This window comes from Prevotella merdae (genome assembly GCF_900290275.1).
Taxonomy (GTDB): Bacteria; Bacteroidota; Bacteroidia; order Bacteroidales; family Bacteroidaceae; genus Prevotella; species Prevotella merdae.
Window position 1 is genome coordinate 691,046 of the sequence record NZ_LT985324.1, and the last position, 22,911, is coordinate 713,956.

15 protein-coding genes and 4 pseudogenes are annotated in these 22,911 nt (G+C 41.3%); 7 read left to right on the forward strand and 12 right to left on the reverse strand.

All coding sequences use genetic code 11. The features are described 5' to 3' along the window. The gene (locus C9991_RS09430; RefSeq protein ID WP_106812292.1) at positions 1–1,644 is read left to right on the forward strand and encodes a dipeptidase; all 1,644 of its coding nucleotides are present in this window, start codon (positions 1–3) and stop codon (positions 1,642–1,644) included. Between the two features lie 105 nt (positions 1,645–1,749). Continuing rightward, entirely contained in the window at positions 1,750–3,033 is a 1,284-nt protein-coding gene (locus C9991_RS09435; RefSeq protein ID WP_497006750.1) for a histidine phosphatase family protein, read from the forward strand. Positions 3,034–3,142: 109 nt separating this feature from the next. On the opposite strand, the pseudogene C9991_RS17060 reads toward C9991_RS09435, so the two are convergent. Further along, positions 3,143–3,265, reverse strand: a pseudogene (locus C9991_RS17060) (cupin domain-containing protein); the annotation flags it as partial. A gap of 419 nt (positions 3,266–3,684) precedes the next feature. Then, a complete protein-coding gene (locus C9991_RS09445) occupies positions 3,685–5,907 on the reverse strand; it encodes a RelA/SpoT family protein (RefSeq protein WP_106812294.1) in 2,223 nt (740 codons plus the stop codon). A gap of 147 nt (positions 5,908–6,054) precedes the next feature. Here C9991_RS09445 and C9991_RS09450 point away from each other — a divergent pair, with 147 nt between their 5' ends. The 4 genes and pseudogenes from C9991_RS09450 to C9991_RS17070 all read left to right on the forward strand — a co-directional run. After that, entirely contained in the window at positions 6,055–7,575 is a 1,521-nt protein-coding gene (locus C9991_RS09450; RefSeq protein ID WP_106812295.1) for a DUF4301 family protein, read from the forward strand. 204 nt (positions 7,576–7,779) lie between these two features. Then, a pseudogene (locus tag C9991_RS17345) lies at positions 7,780–7,888 on the forward strand (DNA-binding protein); the annotation flags it as partial. A gap of 103 nt (positions 7,889–7,991) precedes the next feature. Next, positions 7,992–8,270, forward strand: a pseudogene (locus C9991_RS09460) (site-specific integrase); the annotation flags it as partial. Positions 8,271–8,812: 542 nt separating this feature from the next. Then, positions 8,813–9,261, forward strand: a pseudogene (locus C9991_RS17070) (hypothetical protein); the annotation flags it as partial. Positions 9,262–9,521: 260 nt separating this feature from the next. Here the strand turns inward: C9991_RS17070 and C9991_RS09470 are convergent. From C9991_RS09470 to C9991_RS09495, 6 genes are all read right to left on the reverse strand, one after another. Continuing rightward, positions 9,522–10,187 (reverse strand): DUF3223 domain-containing protein, encoded by a 666-nt coding sequence (locus C9991_RS09470; protein ID WP_106812296.1) that lies wholly within the window; start codon positions 10,185–10,187, stop codon positions 9,522–9,524. A gap of 377 nt (positions 10,188–10,564) precedes the next feature. Continuing rightward, on the reverse strand, positions 10,565–11,851 hold the full coding sequence (locus tag C9991_RS09475; RefSeq protein ID WP_106811463.1) for an IS1380 family transposase: 1,287 nt from the start codon (positions 11,849–11,851) through the stop codon (positions 10,565–10,567). A 196-nt stretch (positions 11,852–12,047) separates the two neighbouring features. After that, positions 12,048–13,304, reverse strand: coding sequence for a leucine-rich repeat domain-containing protein (locus tag C9991_RS09480; protein ID WP_106812297.1), 1,257 nt, complete (start codon positions 13,302–13,304; stop codon positions 12,048–12,050). Between the two features lie 475 nt (positions 13,305–13,779). After that, on the reverse strand, positions 13,780–14,574 hold the full coding sequence (locus tag C9991_RS09485) for a class I SAM-dependent methyltransferase (RefSeq protein WP_106812799.1): 795 nt from the start codon (positions 14,572–14,574) through the stop codon (positions 13,780–13,782). 76 nt (positions 14,575–14,650) lie between these two features. Continuing rightward, on the reverse strand, positions 14,651–16,342 hold the full coding sequence (locus C9991_RS09490; protein ID WP_106812298.1) for a sigma-70 family RNA polymerase sigma factor: 1,692 nt from the start codon (positions 16,340–16,342) through the stop codon (positions 14,651–14,653). A gap of 93 nt (positions 16,343–16,435) precedes the next feature. Beyond that, entirely contained in the window at positions 16,436–16,783 is a 348-nt protein-coding gene (locus tag C9991_RS09495; protein WP_106812299.1) for a winged helix-turn-helix transcriptional regulator, read from the reverse strand. Between the two features lie 132 nt (positions 16,784–16,915). On the opposite strand from C9991_RS09495, the gene C9991_RS09500 reads away from it, so the two are divergent. Then, entirely contained in the window at positions 16,916–17,809 is an 894-nt protein-coding gene (locus tag C9991_RS09500; protein ID WP_106812300.1) for a radical SAM protein, read from the forward strand. Positions 17,810–17,996: 187 nt separating this feature from the next. On the opposite strand, the gene C9991_RS09505 is transcribed toward C9991_RS09500, so the two are convergent. From C9991_RS09505 to C9991_RS09520, 4 genes are all read right to left on the reverse strand, one after another. Beyond that, positions 17,997–18,860: a nucleotidyl transferase AbiEii/AbiGii toxin family protein gene (locus C9991_RS09505; RefSeq protein ID WP_106812301.1), complete on the reverse strand. Its 864-nt coding sequence runs from the start codon at positions 18,858–18,860 to the stop codon at positions 17,997–17,999. Next, the gene (locus tag C9991_RS09510) at positions 18,857–19,441 is read right to left on the reverse strand and encodes a type IV toxin-antitoxin system AbiEi family antitoxin domain-containing protein (RefSeq protein WP_106812302.1); all 585 of its coding nucleotides are present in this window, start codon (positions 19,439–19,441) and stop codon (positions 18,857–18,859) included. The genes C9991_RS09505 and C9991_RS09510 overlap by 4 nt, the downstream gene beginning before the upstream one ends. Positions 19,442–19,650: 209 nt before the next feature. Next, on the reverse strand, positions 19,651–21,684 hold the full coding sequence (gene mobV / locus C9991_RS09515; RefSeq protein WP_106812303.1) for a MobV family relaxase: 2,034 nt from the start codon (positions 21,682–21,684) through the stop codon (positions 19,651–19,653). A 189-nt stretch (positions 21,685–21,873) separates the two neighbouring features. Continuing rightward, positions 21,874–22,896 (reverse strand): DUF6371 domain-containing protein, encoded by a 1,023-nt coding sequence (locus C9991_RS09520; RefSeq protein ID WP_106812304.1) that lies wholly within the window; start codon positions 22,894–22,896, stop codon positions 21,874–21,876. Positions 22,897–22,911 lie beyond the last annotated feature (15 nt).

Below are 22,911 nucleotides of genomic sequence, written 5' to 3' on the forward strand. Positions count from 1 at the left end.
ATGAACATATCTAATAATTTCAAGACTCTTGCGCTTTCAGCCGTTCTTTCTACAGCTGCTGTTTCAGCTTCGGCTTGCACCAACTTCATCGTAGGCAAGAAGGCGAGTGTGGATGGCTCGGTAATGGTGACATATAATGCCGACGACTATGGTATGTTCGGTTATCTGTGCCATTATCCTGCTGGCACCCACAAGCAGGGCGAGATGCGCAAGATATACGATTGGGACTCGGGCGAATATCACGGTGAGATACCCGAGGCACCGGTAACATATAATGTTATTGGCAATATCAACGAGTTCCAGCTATCAATTGGCGAGACCACTTATGGTGGACGCGAGGAGATGGTAGACCCAACTGGCATTATCGATTATGGTTCGCTCATCTACTTGGCACTACAGCGTTCAAAGACAGCGCGCGAGGCTATCTCGGTTATGACATCGCTTGTAGAAAAGTATGGCTATTGTTCAGAAGGCGAGACTTTCTCAATATGCGACCCCAACGAGGCCTGGATTATGGAGATGCAAGGTACAGGCAAAGGCTCTAAGGGTGTTGTATGGGTAGCACAACGTATCCCCGATGACGCTATCTGCGCACATGCAAACCAGAGCCGTATAGGCAAGTTCAACATGAAGGACAAGAAGAATGTCTTGCACTCTAAGAATGTGATTGCCTATGCACGTAAGATGGGTTGGTTCACCGGTAAGGATGCCGATTTCTCTTGGAAGCATACATATGCGGCCCCCGACTTCTCGGGCCGTCGTTTCTGTGATGCACGTGTGTGGAGCTTCTTCAACCACTGGCAGAAAGGCTTCGACCGCTATTTGCCTTGGGCTCTTGGCAAGGACGAAAAGGCCGAGGATATGCCTTTGTGGATTATTCCAGACCGCAAACTTAGCGTTCACGACGTGGAGATGTGCATGCGCGACCATTATGAAGGCACTGCTATGGCTATAGATTCTACCAATATTGGTGGCGGTATCTACCAAATGCCATATCGCCCGACACCGCTTACATTCAAGGTTGACGGCAAGGAATACTTCAATGAGCGTCCTATCTCTACACAACAGACTGCTTTCAGTTTTGTGTCACAGCTGCGATCATGGTTGCCTAATGAGATAGGTGGCATTATATGGTTCGGCAACGACGATGCCAACATGGTGGCTTACACACCGGTTTATTGTGGCAGCACAGTACAGCCTGAATGCTATAATACTCCTGGTGCCGACGCTGTTACCTATTCGGATAAGAATGCATTCTGGGTGTGCAACTGGGTTAGCAATATGGTATATCCACGCTACTCGCAATTGTTCCCCGAACTGCAGGCAGTACGCGACTCGCTTGAGACAAGCTATTTTGCAGCACAGAAACAAGTGGAAGACAAGGCTATGGCTTTGTATGCTACCGACAAGGCTGCTGCAGTGAAGTATCTTAACGACTACAGCAACGAGAAGGCTCAGCAGATGCTTGCGTCATGGCAAGACCTTGGTCGACTTATCATCGTTAAGTACAACGACATGGCTGTAAAGAAGACTAAGGATGGCAAGCTTGTGCGCTCTGTGGTACGACCAGGCTATCCTGCAAGCTTTGCTAAGAAACTTGTAAAGGAGACTGGCGACTGGTATGCAGTGCCAGCAAAGAAGTAAAAGTCAACGATAGCTGTCTATCAAAGCTATTTGGACATATTATACAGGGCTGGATTTCTTAATCGATATCCAGCCCTTTTTTACTATATCTAACAAAACAACAATATCATGAACCTAAGAATTAAAACCTTGGCCATACTTATGGCTACTTTTAGCCTGGGTGCACAGGCACAGACTACAATTGAGGAAATTGCTGCCGATATTAACAAGGCAGGTGGTGTTTATCTGGTTTATCCTAAGGTGGAAGCCAAGCTTACACCAGCTCCCAAGGGCTATAAGCCTTTTTATGTTAGCCATTATGGACGTCATGGCTCTCGCTATCTTATTTCTGACAAGGATTATCAGGGTGTAATCCAGGTTATGCAGAAGGCATCCGATGCCAATGCCCTTACTCCATTGGGTAAGGACGTATTCCAACGTCTTAATCTGGTTTGGGCAGAAGCCGAAGGACATGGTGGCGACTTAACTCCACTTGGCATACGCCAGCATCAAGGCATTGCCGAGCGTATGTTCAACAACTTTCCTGAAGTGTTCCGCGGCAAACGTCATATCTCTGCACGTTCTACATTGGTTAACCGTTGCGCCATGAGTATGGCGGCTTTTGGCGATAGACTTAAAGGATTAAATCCCCAACTCGACATCACTTACGAGATGAGCCACAAGTATATGTCTTATTTGTGCTATCACTCACCCAAGTCGAATGTCTTTACCAACAACGAGAAAGGCTCATGGGCAGAGGAATATCGCAAGTTTGAGGAGAAACATACCAATCCAGACCGTCTTGTAGAGTCAATATTCTCTGATGCCGACTTTGTTCGTTGCAATGTTAATCCGCGTGAGTTTATATGGGGAATGTATTGGATTGCAGTGGGTATGCAGGATATAGAGACCAAGGTGTCGTTCTACGACATCTTCCTAACTCAAGAACTCTTCGACTTGTGGCAATGTGTCAACTATCGTTTTTATATGGGCAATGCCAATCCTCTTGCAAGCAAGGGCATCGTAATGGCTAATGCCAAGTCGTTGGTAGAGAATATCATCGAGTCGGCAGACAATGCCATCAAGGATCGTTCTACTGCTGCAACGCTACGCTTTGGACATGACGGCAACATAATTCCTTTGTTGGCTTTGCTTCAGGTAGAGAACTTTGACGTATCCATTGAACCATCGGCTGGTATCTACAAGCATTGGTGCGACTTCAAGGCAGCTCCTATGGCCTCGAACCTTCAGTTTGTATTCTACGAGAACAAGAATGGCGACGTGCTGGTTAAGATTATGCACAACGAGAAGGAGGTGCATATACCCGTAAAGACCGACATTTGGCCCTATTATCATTGGAATGCTGTTAAGGACTATTATCAGAAGCGTCTGGCTATACTTCCGTCTTAATCAGACAAATCTACATTATATAAATCTACACGAGGCTACAGAGTATTCCGTAGCCTCGTTTTGTTTTCTTGTGTGTTCAACATTCTGCTTTTCAGCACATAGTTTGTTATTACCATTTCAATTGCTCGTTCAGAATTACGCCATCTGTGGCATCCTCAGCACTGAACGAGTTGCCCTTATATTGCACGCATAACATAAGCAACTCTTCTGATCTAGTATTCTTAATGGCACGCTATATACATCTGTAATACGTAACTTTGTACCACACATTTCTGTGGATTCTTGCCTCGCGAAGCGTAGGCTAATCTGTGTATTCGAAACGTTTTAGGTCCGTAGGCTTCTGTGTTTTCTGTGAGTTCTGTGGGAACTATATAATCTTCAGAGTTCAGTGGAAACTGTTGCCATATATTTCGTAGGAAAATGTAGAGTTCCTCGTGGTTCTTGTGTGCGCAGAAAACCTCCGTCCTTAAGTAATATATATTCAACGGCAAAGTATATTATATTAAATGGCAAAGTAAATAATATTAAATGGCAAAGTATATTATATTACTTTTCGGGAGAGGATAATATGGCGGTTTTTGCCATTTTTAAGCAAAAAAAATGAATGAGGGTGTGTCATGACACACCCTCATTCATAATACAAGGAGCATATTACAGTCGAGCAACCGACTTTACACCCTTAACCGTGCGCAGCTTTTTCAGCAGCGATTCCAGCTTGGATGTATCGTCGACAAGCACATTAAGGTTGCCGCTGAACAATCCGTCATGGCTGTCGATGTTAATCGATTTCATTACAATCTTCTCCTCTTTGGATATTATGCTTGTAATGTTGTTTACAATTCCTAAATCGTCGTTGCCCACTATGCGCAAGGTAATGTTGTATTGAGATTGTCCCTTGCCGCTCCATCTTGCTTTTACTATACGGTAACCAAAGCGTTTGCGCAGCTCGGGAGCGTTAGGACAATTCTGGCAGTGAATTTTTATACCGCCCGACACAGTTACGAAACCAAAGATTGGGTCGCCGTAGATAGGGTGGCAGCATTGAGCCAACGAATAGTCTACACCCTTCAGATTCTGGTCTATCACCAGCTCGTCGTCATTACCTATATTATTATAGCTTACTGCCTGTCCGCTTTGAGCGTCAAACGAGAACTCTTCTGCCGACCTTACCACACCCGCCATCTTCTGATTAAGTTCGCGGTCGCGTTCCTCTATATATCTGTCTACAACATCATTGGCATCAAGCTTGTTGTCCACAATCTGCTTGTAAAAGTCGGATGTCTCCTTAAATCCCATACGCTTTATAAGGTGCGACATGATGCTTTCTTCCACATCCACCTTGCGGTTCTTGAATCGGCGCTCAAGAATCTCCTTGGCAAAGAGACCATCTTTTACTTGAGTTTCTTTCAGGGCCTGGCGCACCTTGGCTTTTCCTCTTGATGTCTGTACAATGTTAAGCCAGTCGCGCTTAGGCGTTTGGTTGTTTTGCGTAAGGATTTCAACCGTGTCGCCCGAGCGTAGGGGTTCGCGTATAGGCACATTGCGACCGTTAATCTTGCCGCCAACACATTTGTTGCCCACACCCGAGTGGATATGGTAGGCAAAGTCGAGTATAGTTGCGCCCTTAGGAAACTTAAGCAAGTCGCCCTTAGGAGTGAACACAAATACCTCGTCCTCATAAAGGTCCATCTTGAACTGGTCCATCAGCTGCATGTCGTCGCTGTTTTCCAGAGCCGTGCGTATATTGTTAAGCCACTCGTCAAGACCCGATTCGCCCTTTATGCCTTTATATCTCCAGTGTGCGGCAAGACCGCGTTCGGCAATCTCGTCCATACGTTCGGTGCGTATCTGTACCTCAACCCAATTCTGTTCAGGACCAAGTACAGTGATGTGCAAACTCTCGTATCCGTTTGATTTAGGTACGGATAGCCAGTCGCGCAGACGCTTAGGGTTAGGCTGATACATATCAGTAATGAGCGAATAAGTCTGCCAGCACAGCATCTTTTCCTGGTCGTATGGCGAGTCGATGATGATGCGTATGGCAAAGAGGTCGTAAATGCCCTCAAATCCACATTGCTGTTTCTTCATCTTCTGCCAGATAGAGTGTATGCTCTTGGTGCGGCCTTTGATATGGCATTTAATGCCCATCTGCTTAAGTTTCTCGTCAATAGGAGTGATAAACTTCTCTATATAAGCGTCGCGCGAACGCTTTGTAGCGTTGAGCTTATCCTTAATCATATAGTAGGCATCGTGCTCAAGATACTTCAGGCTAAGGTCTTCCAGCTCGCTTTTAAGCTTGTACAAGCCCAGTTTGTGGGCAAGTGGGGCATATAGATAGCTTGCTTCCTCGGCCACACGTAGCTTAGCCTCCGTGTTGTCTGTATCGCGTATCTGGCGCATAAGGTTAACACGGTCGGTAATCATAATAAGAATGACGCGCATATCCTCGGCAAAAGATAGCAGCAAATTGCGGAAATTCTCGCTCTCTATTACCGGTGTCTTGGTGTAAAGTTCGTGTATGCGCACCAAACCGTGAATAATTTGTGCAACGCTTTTGCCAAAAAGCTGCTCGGTGCGTTCTAAGGACAGGTTGCCGCTGATTATGCTGTTGTACAGCATAATGGCAAGCACACATTCGCGCTTCATACCTATTTCTTCCAGTTCGAGCTCGGCTGTCTGAAAGCTCAGAAGTATCGGATTCAACCCGAATATGTCCCTGCTTATCTTGTTGTCGCTTATTTCTGCTTCCAGCTGCTGTCTTAGGTTTGACTCGTCTTCGGGCTTTAATGAGTCGCCCATAAGTTTGCGTAAGCGTGTTGCTATCTCGCCTAATTGCAGCTTCTCCTCATCTGTAAATTTGAACTTTTCCTCCATAATTCACATGTTTCATATTAAAATCTACCGCAAAGTTACAAAAAAATGGCAGAATATTTCCTATTTAAAGAAAAAGTCTTTATATTTGTAGACAATATACCACGAACAAGCGATATAATCAAAATTAAAAACTAATAAGTTATAATTATGTTAACTATCCAAGATTTAAACCAAATCTCACAAAGAGGAATTACTCCAGAAATGGTGGAACATCAGTTGGACGAAATCAAGAAAGGTTTTCCTTTCTTAAAAATAGAAGCTGCTGCGGCTGTAGGCAATGGCATTTTCTCGCCTACACCCGAAGAGCGTGACAAGTATGTAGAAGAATGGAGCAAGTATCAGGAAGAAGGCCACAAGGTAGTAAAGTTTGTTCCTGCAAGTGGTGCTGCAAGCCGTATGTTTAAGAATCTGTTTGCATTCCTTACTGCCGATTATGATGTTCCTACAACCGATTTCGAGAAGGAATTCTTCGACAAGATAAAGAAGTTTGCTTTCAAGCACGAGCTTTGCGGCAAGTGCAAGGAAAACAACGACGGTGCTTGTGTTTGCAACCTAATTAAGGCTGGCAATTACAAGGAGGTTGTTGCCAATTTGCTTGAGGCTAAGGGTCTTAACTATGGCCAGTTGCCTAAGGGCTTGTTGCTTTTCCACTCGTATGAGGATGGTCCACGTACACCTATGGAGGAACATCTTGTGGAAGCTGCTCTATATGCAAGCTCAGATGGCGAGGCTAATATCCACTTTACAGTATCGCACGATCATCTTGAACTCTTCAAGAAGAAGGTGGAGGAGAAGAAGGCTTACTACGAAAAGAAGTATAATGTACACTTTAATGTAAGCTTCTCTGAGCAGAAGCCGAGCACAGATACTATAGCTGCCAACCCAGACAATACTCCGTTCCGCAACGAGGATGGCTCATTGTTGTTCCGTCCAGGCGGACATGGCGCACTTATCGAGAACCTTAACGAGATTGACTCGGATGTTGTATTTATCAAGAACATCGACAATGTTGTGCCAGATCGTATTAAGGACGAGACTGTGCTTTACAAGAAACTTATCGCCGGTATACTTGTTGACGTTCAGAAGCAAGTGTTCGAGTATCTGCGCGTTCTTGAGTCGGGCAAATATTCACACGAGAAGATTGAGGAGATGATTCGCTTTGTACAGCACACTCTCTGCTGCCGCAAGCATGATATTAAGGAGCTTGAGGATGCCGATCTCGTAATCTACTTGAAGAACAAGCTTAACCGTCCAATTCGCGTTTGTGGTGTTGTTAAGAATGTTGGCGAGCCTGGTGGTGGTCCATTCCTTTGCTATAATGCAGACGGTACTGTTAGCCCGCAGATTCTTGAGTCAAGTCAGATTGACACCAATAATGCCGAGTATGTCAAGATGTTTAAGGAAGGCACACACTTCAATCCAGTTGACCTTGTATGTGCAACTAAGGACTATAAGGGCAATAAATTCAATCTTCCTAAGTATGTTGACCGCTCAACTGGCTTTATCAGCTCTAAGAGTAAGAACGGCAAGGAACTTAAGGCATTGGAGTTGCCTGGCTTGTGGAATGGCGCAATGAGCGATTGGAACACCGTATTCGTAGAAGTTCCTATCGGCACATTCAACCCAGTTAAGACTGTTAATGATTTGTTGCGTGAGCAGCATCAGTAATAACCGATATATAATTAGGGGTATCGCAAAAGGCGATACCCCTAATTGTTTTTGCTAATGTATTTAGACCCTTATAACTAACTATAACTTACCATGAATAACTAAATGTAAATATTGGGTTGACAAAGGTTGTCAATAGTTCACTTCCGTTTACTCCAATGGTGGAATACTCAAATAAATTTGAACAAAGCAATATCAAAGAGTATGAGACCGACAAGAAAATGTGAATTATGTGGCAAGTCATTTGTGCCAAGGAGCGGTATGCAGAAATACTGTTCCGAAGAATGTCAGGCAGAGGCAAAACGTCTTAGGAAGAAAAGACAGCAGGACTTGATTAATGGTATTGAGACAATCGTGGATCTGCAACATTAGGAGTATCTTACTCATTGCGTACACGCAAAATCAAGGACGGACGCATGTTGTCTTACTTCCTTGACTATTATCCAGGCTATCGTGACGAAATCACGATGAAAGTCATCCGCCATGAGTCACTTGGCATCTACATCTATGCCAAGCCAAAGAACCAGACAGAGCTAAAGTATAATCAGAACCTTGCTGAAAGGGCAGAAGCGATACGCTGCCGTCGTTTTGAGTCTATTGTCAACGAGCGTTATGATTTCTTCGACAAGGAGAAGATGAAAGGCGATTTCCTTGCCTACTTCAAGAAACTGGCGGACAAGAAGAACTCCAAGTGGGTGATATTCTTCTTTATTGACTTTTTTCATTCCGCCAGCAGTACCACGCCCACCCTTACTTTCGCTCCGCAGTGCGGACAGAACGCAGTGGTCTTTATCTCCATCGGCTCCGAGATCTGGGCGGCTGTGTCGGCTATATTTTTGCCTGCGTCCAAATCAAAAAGTTTTTTTGAATCCATTTTGCTAAAAGCGTCTATATTCTCGTCCAAATCATAGAAAAACTCTCGTGGGTCTACGCCTAGTCCTTTCGCCAAAGCGAGCAACGTGCTTGCCTTTGGATTGTTTCCGATACTTTTCTTTATATTCTGCTGTGCAACGCCAGTTGCTTCGGCGGCCTTAACAAGAGTTATGTTGTGTTCGTTGAGATAACGAAGCACGTCGAGTACTATATTCATAATGTGTTATTTTGTATTATTCGTGTGTAAAGATAATACTTTTATATTGCTTTACCAAATTATTTTGAATATTATTAATATTTTGATATTATTTTATGTAGTTTTTCTAAGTGATAATGCTATTTTCGTGTAAAATGGTTGTCGTTACACGTTTATATGCTTTTTCACACATTCACGCAAGGCAAATGTACTTTTGGCGAGTGTGTGCAACAGATTTCGTGAGTATCTGCTGACAGCACCACAGGGACAGCACAAGAACAGAAAGCTACATATCAACTCAGCAGCCAACTATTGGTCAACCGACGACAAACCGAGCGCAATCAAACTTGTTTGAATTGCCGAGGTGCGAAGGAGGAAACCGAAAGGTAACTTTCCGTGCTTCAATACACACAGCCTATCGTGACCGCAAGATTAAGGAGAATCCAAATGGTTTCTTGGAACGTATCGAGATAATCCCGACAGACAGAGAGCATCTTTCACAGGACGAGGTTATTCGTTTGGCTTCCACTCCATGCTCAGCACCTGCCTTGAAACGTGCGTTTCTGTTCTCCTGCCTTACGGCATTAAGAAAGGGCGACATCAAGAAGCTCACTTACCCATTCTATTTCATCAATCCACCCATATTTCTTAGCCTTTTTTCTATGCTGTATGATCAAATGGCCTGAAATCATTGATATACGTGTCTTACGCTAACAACTTTGTGACAATCGCGTTAAAGACAAAGTTCCATAGCTGAGTATGTGGATTATAGAACTTTTAGTACTTCCTAAAGAAAGCATTACCAATCAATGTCTTCTTCTTTATTCATGTTTTTATTGAGAAAAATCAGTATATCTATGAAAATCGGTTCGTGCTTTTATCTTTTAGACTTCTTTCGTTTTCGATTTTCATCTATTGTCAAAATTCGCAAATGAGAATGCGAGTTATGATATTTAATAAAGCTATCAGTAAGTTCAGAATCCGTAAATTCTGTTATTTCCGATCCATCTTCTGTTTCATTTATCTTAGAATAAATATATTCTTCCCCACCATTTAGGTAAACCCAATTATTTACAAGATCTACAAAGTCCATATCGTAATGATCAACTTCAGCTTCATCAGAACTAGCAATTATTTGTCCACTCAAGTCACTAATTGTTGGATAAACATGGTTAAATTTATACTTTGTAACGATGTCTTCAACAGCCCTTCTGCATGCATCTGATATTTCATCAATCTTTTTTCTAGGCCAAATGCAATTAATGTATGAAATGTCTGTTTTTGTTCCATCTTCTCTTTTAATCCAAAATTGCAGATTCTTCCGATACTTCTTTGATTTTCTTACATCAACCTCAACAATATTCTTTCCTTTTAACTTGTGGCTTTTTGCTAACTGAGTAAAGAAATCTATCATAAACTCCTCATCAAACATATTTAACCTATCACCATCCTTGTATGAATTAAGTATCCCTTTACATTTTTGAGCCAAACTTTTTTTTGTGAAAAAAGTTTCGTCTTGAATTGTAATAACAAACTTTCCCATATAAAAATGCTTTTATGAGTCCACTTGAAAAAGTGGTTCTTCAAAAAATAACTTTCATTTTGTAAATCAATGACCTTATTTCTGTTATTATGTCGTATGTTCTATCTTTATAAACATGTTTATTGATAATGTAGCATGACAAAATGTAAGCATGTTTTGAAATGGAACTCGATTCATGACTTTTTCAAGTGGACTCTTTTATTATTTTACCTCAAATCCGCAACCTATAGGGTTTAGTGGGATTTTGCTTGCAAAGCGACAAAATTCATTTTATTGTACATATTTCTTGCACAACAGAAATGTCGCAGACACAAAATCCCCTTACCCCATAAAGCGACTTGAGGTAATACGCTGGTTTAACCAGAAAAGCATGGTCTTTAACCAAAGTCTGTCTTGAACAGGTTGGCATAAGCATTGTTGTCTGAGTAAATGTTCAATACATGCCTACGTGATGTCTTAATCCATTTCGCAGGAACAGAGATGAACTTGAAAACAAAGGTCTTGATTCTGCTGGTGGCACGCAATCCAAATTCATGGGTTTTCAATCTCTGCATAATAGCTTTGTAGAAGTTTCTGATGAGAGCTGTCATAAGCAGGAATACAGTATTCTGTGCCATGAACGATTTTGGCAATCGATTCCAGCCAAAGCCATTGTTCATGTCATCGAAGATGCGTTCCTTGCCACCACGAAGATTGTAGAATTCCACGATGTCTCTTGCACTCGACTTGTAATCGTTAGCCAGTATACATCTGTAGGTATATTCGCCTTCCCAAATGTCAAGGTCTCCATCTATTCGCCTTTGTCTCTGTATGACAAGACGATACGGTTTTCCTTTCCATTTCTCAACAAGGATAGAATTCAACTCAAACTCAATACCGTTGATTTCAACAGTTTTCCATCCAGTTAAGGCAAACATGGAATCGTAGAAAGAAGAGCATCTGTTGGCACGAATATAAAAATGCCTGCAATGAGCCTCTACCATATCTACGATTTCCTCCGAACATGAGCCGCAATCCATGCGGGCACGAGAAATATATATTTCCGAAGCCTCCAATCGCTTGAAGATTCTTTCCAAAGTTTCTTTTTGGTTGAAGCGTACGTTTGTGTTGCCGTCTCTATTTTCAATACCAACAATCATGTCGTTAATGACAGCTACGCCTGGACTATAGCCCAAGAACTTCTTGTAGGTTGGTTTTGCATCATACTTCTCTGTTTCAATGAACTGATGGTCAAAGTCAAAATCATACTCTTGACCGGATTTCAATTGACCAGTAGCAAGCAGGGCATTGACCAGTAAGCAGTTCATCTTGTCTGCAGTATTGAAATCATAGGATTTGCCAGAAGCAGACTTATAGGTGATGCTCTTAAATGTCAGTTCTTCGATAGCACGTAATATGGTGTCTGCGCTGCAAGTGCGAAGAGTTGGATGAAGAGACAAATGTTTCATCAGGTGAGTTGTAACATCCTCAATGCATGAGCCACCACAAAGATATACGCACATCAGAGAGCGTAGAATCTCGCTATATTGATAACCAAACATAGTGCATCTCAATCCCAAGGTGGAATCTATGGTTTGAGCTAAAAGAGCATCAAATTGCTCCATAATCGAAAAAATTCCCCCAAAAGGAGTGAGTTTCTCTGATTTAATTTGTATCTTTGCCATGTCATATTAGAGTTTTGCTTGTCTTCTTTTCGCAACACTAAGGTAAGTGAAAATTCTGACATGGCAAAATCCTGGGTAACTTTTTGTTGCTCAGGCACTTATAAATAATGTTAAACTATAGTGTTGCGGAATTAAGGTTTTATAAAATATATACCGATAGCCTTTTTCACTATATAATAAAAATAGTAGATAGCATTTACATATGTTTTATTATTTTCTTGTATTGACCATTCTTACATTTTATAATTTTAATTCCATTATTATCATTGCTAATAGTCCCATTCAGATTATATTTTGTATTAATATTATCAGATGGCAAAAATACGTTTTGTATTCCAGTTGTAACTCCAATTATTTTTTCAAAATTACTCCAAATATTTGCAGATGAATATAATGAAACAGAATTTACAGGAACATTCAATCTGCATTTTGAATATAATTCACTTGAAAATGTATAGTTTTCAAGCATTATTGGAATATCATGCTTAACAGTTATATCTTCTATTGCATTACAACCATAGAACGAGTATGCCCAAAGACTAGTCACGTCAGAACCTATGGTTAATTCTTTTATGGTTTCTTTTCCATAAAAAGGTAAATAATCATTTCTATTTCCTACCCAATAAGAACTTGCCATATTTCTACCAATATAAATTTTTTCTAATGGACAATCATAAAAAAGAGATTTCTTGTCGTATCCACTAGTCCCCATTCCTATACTGTTTGAACAATCTTCCAAAACGACTTCTTTTAGCGAGTAGCATCCATAAAAGGCATTATCTTCAATTCTAACAACATTTCGTGGTATAACAATTTCTTTCAAAGATTTGCAGCCAGAAAAAGCATCGGAATTAATAATCTTTATGTTAGAAGGTATTGATATGTTTTCAAGTTCTTCACATCCAGAAAACATATTTTTTGCTATTGTTTCTACTTTATCGGGAATAGTTATTTCTTTCAAATTTGTACAACCCTCGAAGACATAATCTCCCCAATAGATAATACTATTTGGCAAATCTATCTTTTTTAAATTGACGCAACCAGAGAAGCAAGCGGATAGGATAAATCTAGTTTCATTTGCTAGATTGTAGCTATCTAAATCTTTATCAACAACCCTAACAGCACACTTTCCCGCATATTGAATATTATCAATTATAGGTAAGTTTGTACAGCCTTCAAATGCTCCATTTCCTATTTGTGCAAGAGAATTAGGTGTGTTAATTTCTGAAAGCGAAGAACATCCACTAAAAAGATATGGACCAATAATCTTAACATTGTTACCAATAGTTACATTTGTTAGCTTAGTTTGATCCATAAATGGCGAGATAGAATAACCGATGTTAGATGTCATGGTTTTTTCTTTTAGATTTCTTCCTAAGTACAATTTTTGGATAGGGTTTCCTATGAACAATGGTTGCCTATTGTATTGTCCATACCCTAATGTTAAGTCCAAATCAGAATCTTCAAATTCTACAGTTTTTAAATTATTGCAATTCAGGTATCTATTATTAGTTGATTATCAGTATTATACGCTCTAAACGGTAGAAAAGTGACTGTGTGGATTCTGTTTAGATACGAAAAGGTAATAATTTAACGTATTTAACTTTCGATTACATTAAAAACTACCAAATAGTGTTTGAATAGGAATGTTTCAACAGAACTCAAAATGTGGCAAACAAAAGTTATCCAATGATATTTTAGAGGGGTAGGGTTGAAACGACTTCCCTTAAAGGATGTGATTGCCAATCATCCCCTTTTATTCTATAAGAACCAATAGAAATGTAGCCTCTCATACTGTTTTCCTACATTTTTATATAAGTAGAAAAGCAGATTCCAATACTGATTTTTGGAGTCTGCTTTTCCGAAATGGTTAAGTATATCTTATTTATTGTTTCATAGATTTAATGGTTGCCTAAAGAACGTAAGTTCTATTTATGGCTTATGTTCAATATATACCAACATGAAGTGGTGAAAAAATTTCTGATATACTTCACCTTCCAGACCCAATGTGGCAAGAGCCGTGGGGTAAGGTGGAACTTCTGTTTGTAATGTGGGTTGATGAACCAGAGTTTTTGATCTGTTACCGAAAAGCCACATTGGTGTATGAGTCTTTCAAACAACTCTATACTTGTTCGGCATTCTTTTATGCTCATAAGTTCATTCATAGTTCCTTTCTCTTCATTGCATGTTTTTAGCAACAACCGGTATAAAGGGTTTGGCAGCAAGTGAATGAATGGCAGATGTGAGCAAAGTTTGCTTCTGCAAATCTGTTGATGTCCTCCAAAAGGCATTTGCCATGCGGGGAATCCGACAAACAGCACGCCTTTTGTTTTCATAAACTTTCTTAGGTGTGCAAGAAATGGCTCTTTTGTAGGAACGTGTTCTATCACATCATGTAATAGTATTACGTCATATTTATCCTCTTCATTACATGGAACAGGATATTGCATGAAATCACTGCATACAAATGTGGCATGATTGCTGATTTCAGAAAAGTATGCTTTGGCATCTTTAATTCTGCATTCGGCAATATCTATACCTGTCACTCTGCAGCCCAACTGTGCAAAGGGAACTAAGTTTCCTCCTTCACCACAGCCTACCTCCAAGATTCTACTCTTTGGTGTCAGTTCCGTAAAATCTGACAAGTAGCTGATGTAAAACTCCTTAGATGTTATCTCCAAGTCACGGAAATACATCTTTCTGTCTGTATGTCTTTTTTGCATGTATCTTATTTTTTTGACTTTTCTGTATATATAGATACAGGTCATTCATAAAGACTGCATGCAAAATGATACTTTCTTACCAAGAGAGCCTAATACCGAAAGGCACAGTCAATGTAAATGGACGTTCTGTCCAAGTGTTCTTGACTTCGCTTTCATTCGGAATGTACCAATTCAGCGTTGGCTCAACAAACAAAGTTAACTTTGGTGCAATTTGATATTGTATTCCGATGTTAGTGTTTACAGTCCACTGTATAGAAGGTGTTGTCTTCCAATCCGTTGTATAGCCAGACTTTCCTCCTATTACATAGTCTGCATATGTCTTTCCAGACAATGGTATCTGAATGCTTGCTCCTGCAGAACCGTAAGCCGACAGTCTCTTGTACGCCATGAATTGGTACGAGAGCTTGACCGGGATACCGATGTAATGCAACTTTTGTTCCTTGTCAACACGGTAATTGCCAGTACCTAAAGTAAAATATGACTTCAAGTAAGAGTATTGGAGTCCTGTTTCTAAACTCCAATGCTTTCCTATGCTCTTGTTCACAGCCAATCCTAATATTATTGGTTTGTCATGATGTTCTACCTCTTCAATTTTGCCCTTGTTATTATCGGCAATATCCATCATTGCAACATTTTCCGCCGTTGGGTCAGTTGGAGTTAAGCGATGTAGATATTCAGAATACTCTTCCCATGTAGTAAAACTCTTTTTTGAAGGTTGTTCACTCGTAATATCATTACCGTTACTTGTTATAATTTTATAAACATTTTGCACAAGAGTAGTACCCAAAGAACCAGCTGCGAGCAACTGCCATTTACTTTTCTTGTACGTCCTTGTATCATCCGCAATCCATCTTTCCTCGTTTGGAATAGGTGTATATACAGTATCTTTTGTGATGATACTATCTCGCTTGTTATCAGCCAAAACATGTTGGTTCTCCTGCAAAGAATCGGATATTTCGAGTATTACATTTTGACCAGCCTTAATCGAATCACCAACAGTTATTACAATGTTCTTTCCCGGTTGAACACTTCGATAATTAGAGCACAAAACAGCGTTTTGCGCTCTACTAACAGAAACATTAGGCATCTTTTGTATAGGCGTAATGTCTTCATTAGGCTTTCGAGTTCGAACTATATTCACATCATTTTCTGAAACTATTTTTTTCTTTGCTGTAAAATATCTATATACAGGGATGACTATCAACGCCAATACGATGATAAGCATAGCTCTTGGAGACAAAATGTTTCGCAACATTGCCTTTGCCCTTGACAATTGTGAGGAAGAACTATGTGGAGCAATATCAAGTAATTCGCTGATTTCTTGATGGGACAAGCCATCCAAAACAGACATATTGAATATTTTCTTATACCCTTCAGGCAAACTGTCTATAGCTGACATAATTTCCTCATACGAAATTGATTGCTTGGAAGTGTTGTCATCTTCCAATACGGAACTAAATTCATCCTCTATATCAGACAAGGAAATGAAATCGTATCTCTTACCTTTCTCCTGATATTTCAATACAAGGTTAGTAGTGATACTTGTAAGCCATTGACTAAACCTATGAGTATTCTTTAAGTCTTTTAATGAAACAAACGCAAGTATAAAAGCATCTTGGACAAGGTCGTCAACGACAGCCTTGTCCTCTCTAAGAATATTGATGCATATCCCTTTCATCTTAGGATAATACATTTGGTATAATGTGCTGAAAGCGTCAGCGTCACCTTGTTTTACTTTTTCTACTAATGTTGTTATATTTGAAGCCATGAGCGAATTGTTTCGTACTATCTATCTTGATATAGATACGCCGAAGGCTTGATGACTGCACAAAGTTTAGTTAAAGAATATAAATATGTATAACTATTTTCTGCCCTTCACTATCTGCTCAAAATGCAGCTGCCCCCATTCTATGACGTAGCTGATTTCTCGCAAGAAGTCCTTGGCTATTGGTGTGAGAGAATATTCCACCCTTGGAGGAATTTCTTCAAATCTCTCTCTTGTAACAAGTCCTTCTTGCAGTAGATAATCAAGCGTTGACGCAAGTACTTTTTCAGAAACCTGGGGGATAGTTCGGAAAAGTTCGCTGAAACGGATGCTTTCCTTTTCGTATTCCTCTATACGGAGCATCACGACCAATGCCCACTTCTGACTCATCCATTCCAAGACAGGAGCGGCTTGGCAATAATCATAATTGAGTTTCTTTTTCATAATCTTCAATACTTACCTTTTGGTTAGGGGCATAAAGCCAATACGATGATTTCTTTTGTCGGTATCTCCTTACCTTTGCACCATCAATTTTGATGATACCATTATAATAACGTAAAAAAGAAAGGAAATAGTATGCAACCCACATTACATTTTGACGGTCCGGTGTGGCGACCTCCTTATGAAGCCACTTCACAACTCTTGCAGGTCACAGCTGGCTGTACTTGGCATCGCTGCAAGTTCTGCACGCTCTATGGCAAGCAGAAGTTCCGTATGTCTCCGATGTCTGAAATAGAGGAAGACTTAAAAGTAGTCCATGCTTTCCAACCAAGAGCTCACCGTATATTTCTTACAGGTGCCAATCCTTTTGTACTCACCACGAACCGCCTGACTGACATTGCACTGCTCATCAGAAAATACGTAGGCGAAGGATACCCTACCATCGGTTGTTTCTCTCGAATCACGGATATTCGCAACAAGACGGTAGAGGATCTGCAACAGCTCCACCACTTAGGTTTCGATTATCTTACCATTGGCGTAGAGAGTGGCGACAGTGAAACTCTAACAAGGGTCAACAAAGGGTATCTGTCCGAAGACATCGTTGAACAATGCCGTAAACTTGAAGAAGCAGATACACATTATCACTTCTTCTATCTCGTAGGATTAGGTGGGCATGGAAATGGTGAAAGAAACGCTCTGCGTTCGGCAGGAGTTTTCAACCAGCTTCACCCAGTAAGCATAGGCTTCCTCTCGCTAACATTGTTTCCAGAAAGCCAACTCTACCAAGAAATTCAAGAAGGTAAGTTTGAGGAGGCAACAGAGCATGAGCGTTTCGATGAAATGATAACACTCATAGAGCATCTGCATATCCAAACGCATATTCTGGGGCGAACTGTTAGCAATCCTGTACCATTTACCGGCTCCTTGCCTCATGACAGAGTTTCGTTGCTGCAAGAACTGAGAGATGCGAAGGCGGAATTGAGCGAAGAACAGTTGAGAAGTTATCGTGACAGCATCGAATCGTTGTAAGCAGTCCGAAGAAAAGGCAGAGAGTACACAAAACACTCTCTGCCTTCAGTCTCGCTTCTTTTTCTTCTTAGGGTAAGGTATCGCAGGCAAAAGAGTTTCAATAATCTCAATTGCCTTGTCACGATGCTCTATATCAAGAATATGGTGTTCTTTGGCACCATCCAAAATCAAATATTCCCTTTCGCTATCATCCTAATGTTTCTTTGTTCCAATATGCCTGTAGGTTCTCTTTGATGCACTTCATCACAACAGAGAAGTCTATCGGCTCTTTCCAACGTATCTTTTTCAAGAATGCTTTCCACCAAATATTGCGTGTGGCATCCGTTGCAAACTTGTCTGTGAAAAGGGCAAGGTTCTCTCGGTAAGGTGTATTCCTGTTCTTAAACGTACCGACAATGGCTTCCACAAGAAGTTCCTTGTCTATCTCATGGTTGGTGAACAACTGATACACATCAAAGAAATCTTTCATGCGGCTATTGCTTTCGTCACGGTCAACCATTGCATGAAACTTCTCTGCTATCAAAGTTTCCAATGAATAGGCATACAGTTCAACGGCAGGAACATCTGACAGCAATAACGGATAGTCCAAAGAAAGAGGATAAGGTGTTACCACATCACCGAAGCCTATGTCAACTGACACTTGTTGCACTATTGTATCTAAGTGTGCCACCACTTTTACACAAGTGCCTGGGTATTTCTTTTCAACGGCTATTGGCTCCAATTCAAGTGAAGTTGCATCGAATCTAACTCCATCGTCCTCACATTCAATGGCGCACACTTTTTGAAAAACCTCTTTTAGGTTATCTCTATCATTGCTGATGCGTTCTCCCAACAGGTCAATGTCAATGGTTGGACGAGCCTTGAACCCATCCAAGGCAAACAACAGCGAACTGCCTTTTAGAAGAAAGTGGCTCTTGTAAGGACTTGCAGAGATACGGAACAACAAGCGTTCATGCAAGTATCTAACCAACACTTTCATATACTCTTGCTTCTCCTCTTTGGCGAGGTTCAGCAAACGTGTCCTAATGGACTTCCCTATATTCTTTGTCATAGTCTTGTCTCCAAATATGTAGTCAATATATTTTTCACTCTTAGTTTCTGTGCGTATTCATGGAGTAGAGATATATTGCGGTTTTCCTTTTTGAGATAGTTGTCTATCACCTCACCGCACACATCAAGTCCTATCTTGTTTCGGTACTTTACAGCATCACAGACCGTTCGCTCCATATCTGTAATGTGTATATCATAGCCAGATATATTCTTTTTGATTATACCAAACTCCAAATTCTCCTTTTTCCAATAATAGAGGTCAATAGGAGGATAGTCTGGCAAACGCACCTTTCGCTTGGCTTCAATGGCTATGCAAGTAGCGGAAGGCACTTGTGTGGAAAGTCCATAATGAGCAAAAGCACTATACAGGCAAAGCACCCCATGCGGAACTATACGTTCCACATCTATCATGTTGTTTGCCAACGCTGATATTTCCACATAGACACCATTACGAAGCCGCATAAGCGTTCCATCTTCTATAGCACGGCGAAGTTGCTCATATTCACCACGGCTTTTCACTTCACCTGTGGTTATGAATCCACCTCGCTGTTTTAGCGTGTCAATGACTGTATTTCTATTCATGTTATTCTTATTTGCGTGCAAAGATACAACTACTTGTTGAGAATAAAGAATGTCTTGTGTTAAAAGTTACGGAGAATACAAATAATATCCGTAATATTTTACGTTTCATCAAACTTTGACCGTTTGCCTTACAAGTCACCTTACATTCATAAATGTGTTAATCAAATCTTAATTCCATGTCAACAAGTTCTTATACTCATTATTTTAACTTATAGTGAGAAGCCTCTTGGCTTTTTTCTTAGAACCGCACCCAATCCCACTTTTTGTGTTCCGTCCCAATTCGTAAGTTGGTCAGCGCACCCATTTGAACCTCCAAGTGAAACGTATGTGTCTGCACTACATGACATATGGTCAACAAAAGCGAGAAAGTTGTCAATGGCTTTGTCTGTGAATTGAACTTCATTCGTGGCGAAGAGTTTTGTCCAACTGGTGATACATTCTTGCTTGAAGTCTGTAAAACCATGCCACGATATGCCAGATAAGAACCTTTTTGCTGCCGATTCTATACAGGCTTTAGAGTCCAATCCAATATTATGCTTTACAGCAGATGCCATAATGCCATAGTATATGGAAGCCGATTCTTTCTCGTTGAAGTTGACTCTGTCTGTTTTTGCAAAGGATGATAAAGCTTCATGTCCCTCATGGATGAACTTGTCAAGCACTCCTATGGATCTATTTTGACGAGCCATGCTTTCACGTTTGGCTTCGGCTTCTTGCCGAGCCTTCTCTTTTGCATCTTCCTCCTTACGTGCTTCCACTCGTCTCCATGCGTCTGTCATTTCAGGCTCTTGCCAAATGGCATTCCAACGAGCCTTCAAATCATTGTACATTTCCATAAGTGTAGTATTATATTTTTTTGCACTGGCGAGTTCTTCCTTCGCATAGACAAGTTGAGTAGTCACTCGCTCCACAGCCTTCTCGTCAAGTTGAGAGATGCGTTGTTTGACTTTGTTGTTTTCAGTCTTTAGCGCATCATTCTCGGCACGAAGCGACTTGTTCTCTTCTATCTGCTTATTGAGATTCTGCATATAGTAAGTGTATGTCTTGTTGACAGCCTTGCGTACACCTTCATTCTGCTTGTCACGTTCTGAATTGATGGCTACGACAAGAGCTTTAATAACAGCGTTGATGTTGTTTACACGCTCCTCACGCCACGCCTTTTGTCCTATAAGTGCAGGAATAGGGATGGCAAGTTCTTTCTTTACGGCATTCATCGCTTCTTGAACAGGAGCCTTGATGTTGAGAAAAGGAATGGTCAACTCCTTCTTGTCGATTGTGGCAAGTACTGCATATTTCTCCACTTTGTCAAGAGCAACTTTCGCCTGACGTTCACCTTCAAGCACCACCTTGTTCTTATGCTTGCGTCCTCGCTTCTCTTCCTCTGAAAGTTCATCATAGGAGAAGCCTCTTGCCAAGCCATACTTATGCCCTACCTTGTTGTAATAGTCAGTATGCAGTTGGGAAAGGTATTTGGATTTGTCCTTTGCTCGCTCTCCCCACACTTTGGCATATGACACACGTTCCACAACACCCTTTGCCACTTCCGCTTTTGTGTAGTTGTCACGTTCTTCTTTTGGAAGTGCTCTCCATTCCTTGGTAGAGAGAACCTTTTCTGGATTATCCTTGTGAATGTACTGGCTTCCGATGCGCCCACGTTTCTTTACTTGTTCAACAGGCACGGTCTGCACATGGGCATGGATGCTTGTCTCGTCACAATGCACATCAAAGCCGATGACATTCTCTTCTCCCCATTTCTCACATGCAAAGCGGTAGGTGTCCAATGCCCAGTCATAGATGCCTTTTTGCAATACAACCTTGCTGTGGTCAGCATTTAGATCTGACGTGTTGAGTTTCTGTTCACCAAAGGCAAGCCTGTTAAGCACATCATGGTCACCACTGAAGATGATGCCGACAGTGCAGTTCGGACTGTTCCTTGAAACTTGGTCGGGACGCTTGGCATCCATATACGGCTTGAAGCCAAGTTCATCAAGTCTGTGCTGCAAGCGTTCATGCAACGGCACAGACTGGGAACCAAGAGGCACTATCTTTCCACCCTTGACTATCTCAAAGTTGAGTCTCTTGCGTGAGTAGTTATAATGGTTGTTCTTGTCTATGTCCGCGTTTTTGAGTTGGTAACGTTTCTCGTCCCAACCTCTGCGTTCCGCCTCGTTGCCCACTTGGGACGAGAACGATTTCTTGTCTGTGCCTACATGGATGGCGGCACGTGGTATGTTTCTTTCCATAAGTATCTTGTTTGAGTTTGTAACGTAGTTCTTGTATAATTGGTGACAGGTCTCGGGCGGAGCTTGAGCATAATAGAAGGACTTTTTAAGTGAACAGCGTCAGCAGGTGAATCTAAAAGTCCCTATTATGTTTAGGACTTTTGTGAAAGTCCGTCACGCAAGCGTGCTCGCAGATCCTTACCCACTCTGCTATGACTCTTCCACCAACACCAATCCAAGACAGTCTATCAGATGCTGGAGTGGCGGATGTTGCTTTATCAGCCTTTGTAGCGCCATCTGCGGTGTTTCCGTCATCAGAAGGAAGTCGGCAATGTCAAGACCATTGGTCTTTTGTTCATCGGTGGCATTGTCTTCCAAGATGTTGCTGACAAGAACTTGCTTGCATATTGATTGCAGCAACGGAAGTTTGCTTTTCCACTTATCCGTTGCCCCAAGGTCTGGAACCAAAACAACCTCACGACCGCTTAGGACTTCGACAGCATCTTTATTGAAACATCCGTTCATGCCTCCAGTAGCCAACCATACGAAATCAGACATGAAGTGGGTGGCAATGATGGCTGTCTTTTCGCTCTCCACGATGGCTATTGTCTTGGTCGTGGTTTTATCTGTCAACAGATGTTCGCCAAAGAAGCACTGCCGAAGTGTAAAGTCTGGCAATTTTAGTTCCGAGTGTACCCAAGTCACCAAGCTGTGAGGTTCCTTGATGCGGTGTCCTGTCTTGTCATCATACTTCATTATCTTGCCAGTGCGCACATTTCCATTGACATCTATCTGCCAAAAGATAGTTGAACCGCCCCATTTCTTTGAAGTGCCGACCTTGTACAAGGCAAACAGCCGTTCTGTCTCCTCTTTGCCAAAGACCGTTGAAATGTATCGGTACAAAGGATTGACAGAATAGCCATGCAGTGTTTGCTCCATCAACTTATTTTCAATGAAAGTTGGAAGAGGTTTCTCTTTCCTGCACTCTTTGATTGGTGTTTTATATCTCCAATCATCATTGCAGTTGGCATCGGGATTGTCCTTGAAATAATCAGATGGAGAATAATGGTAGCCACAACTCTGTTCATGGTCACAACGCCCCACATTGTCAGGGAATACAATCTGTCCTTGCTCGTCAATATATCTTGCAAAGCAACGCTTACGCCCACATTGAGGGCAAGCATATCGGTTGCCCAGCTTGTATTTCTGTAGATGGAATCTATACTCACTCATAAGGCTCTGCACTTA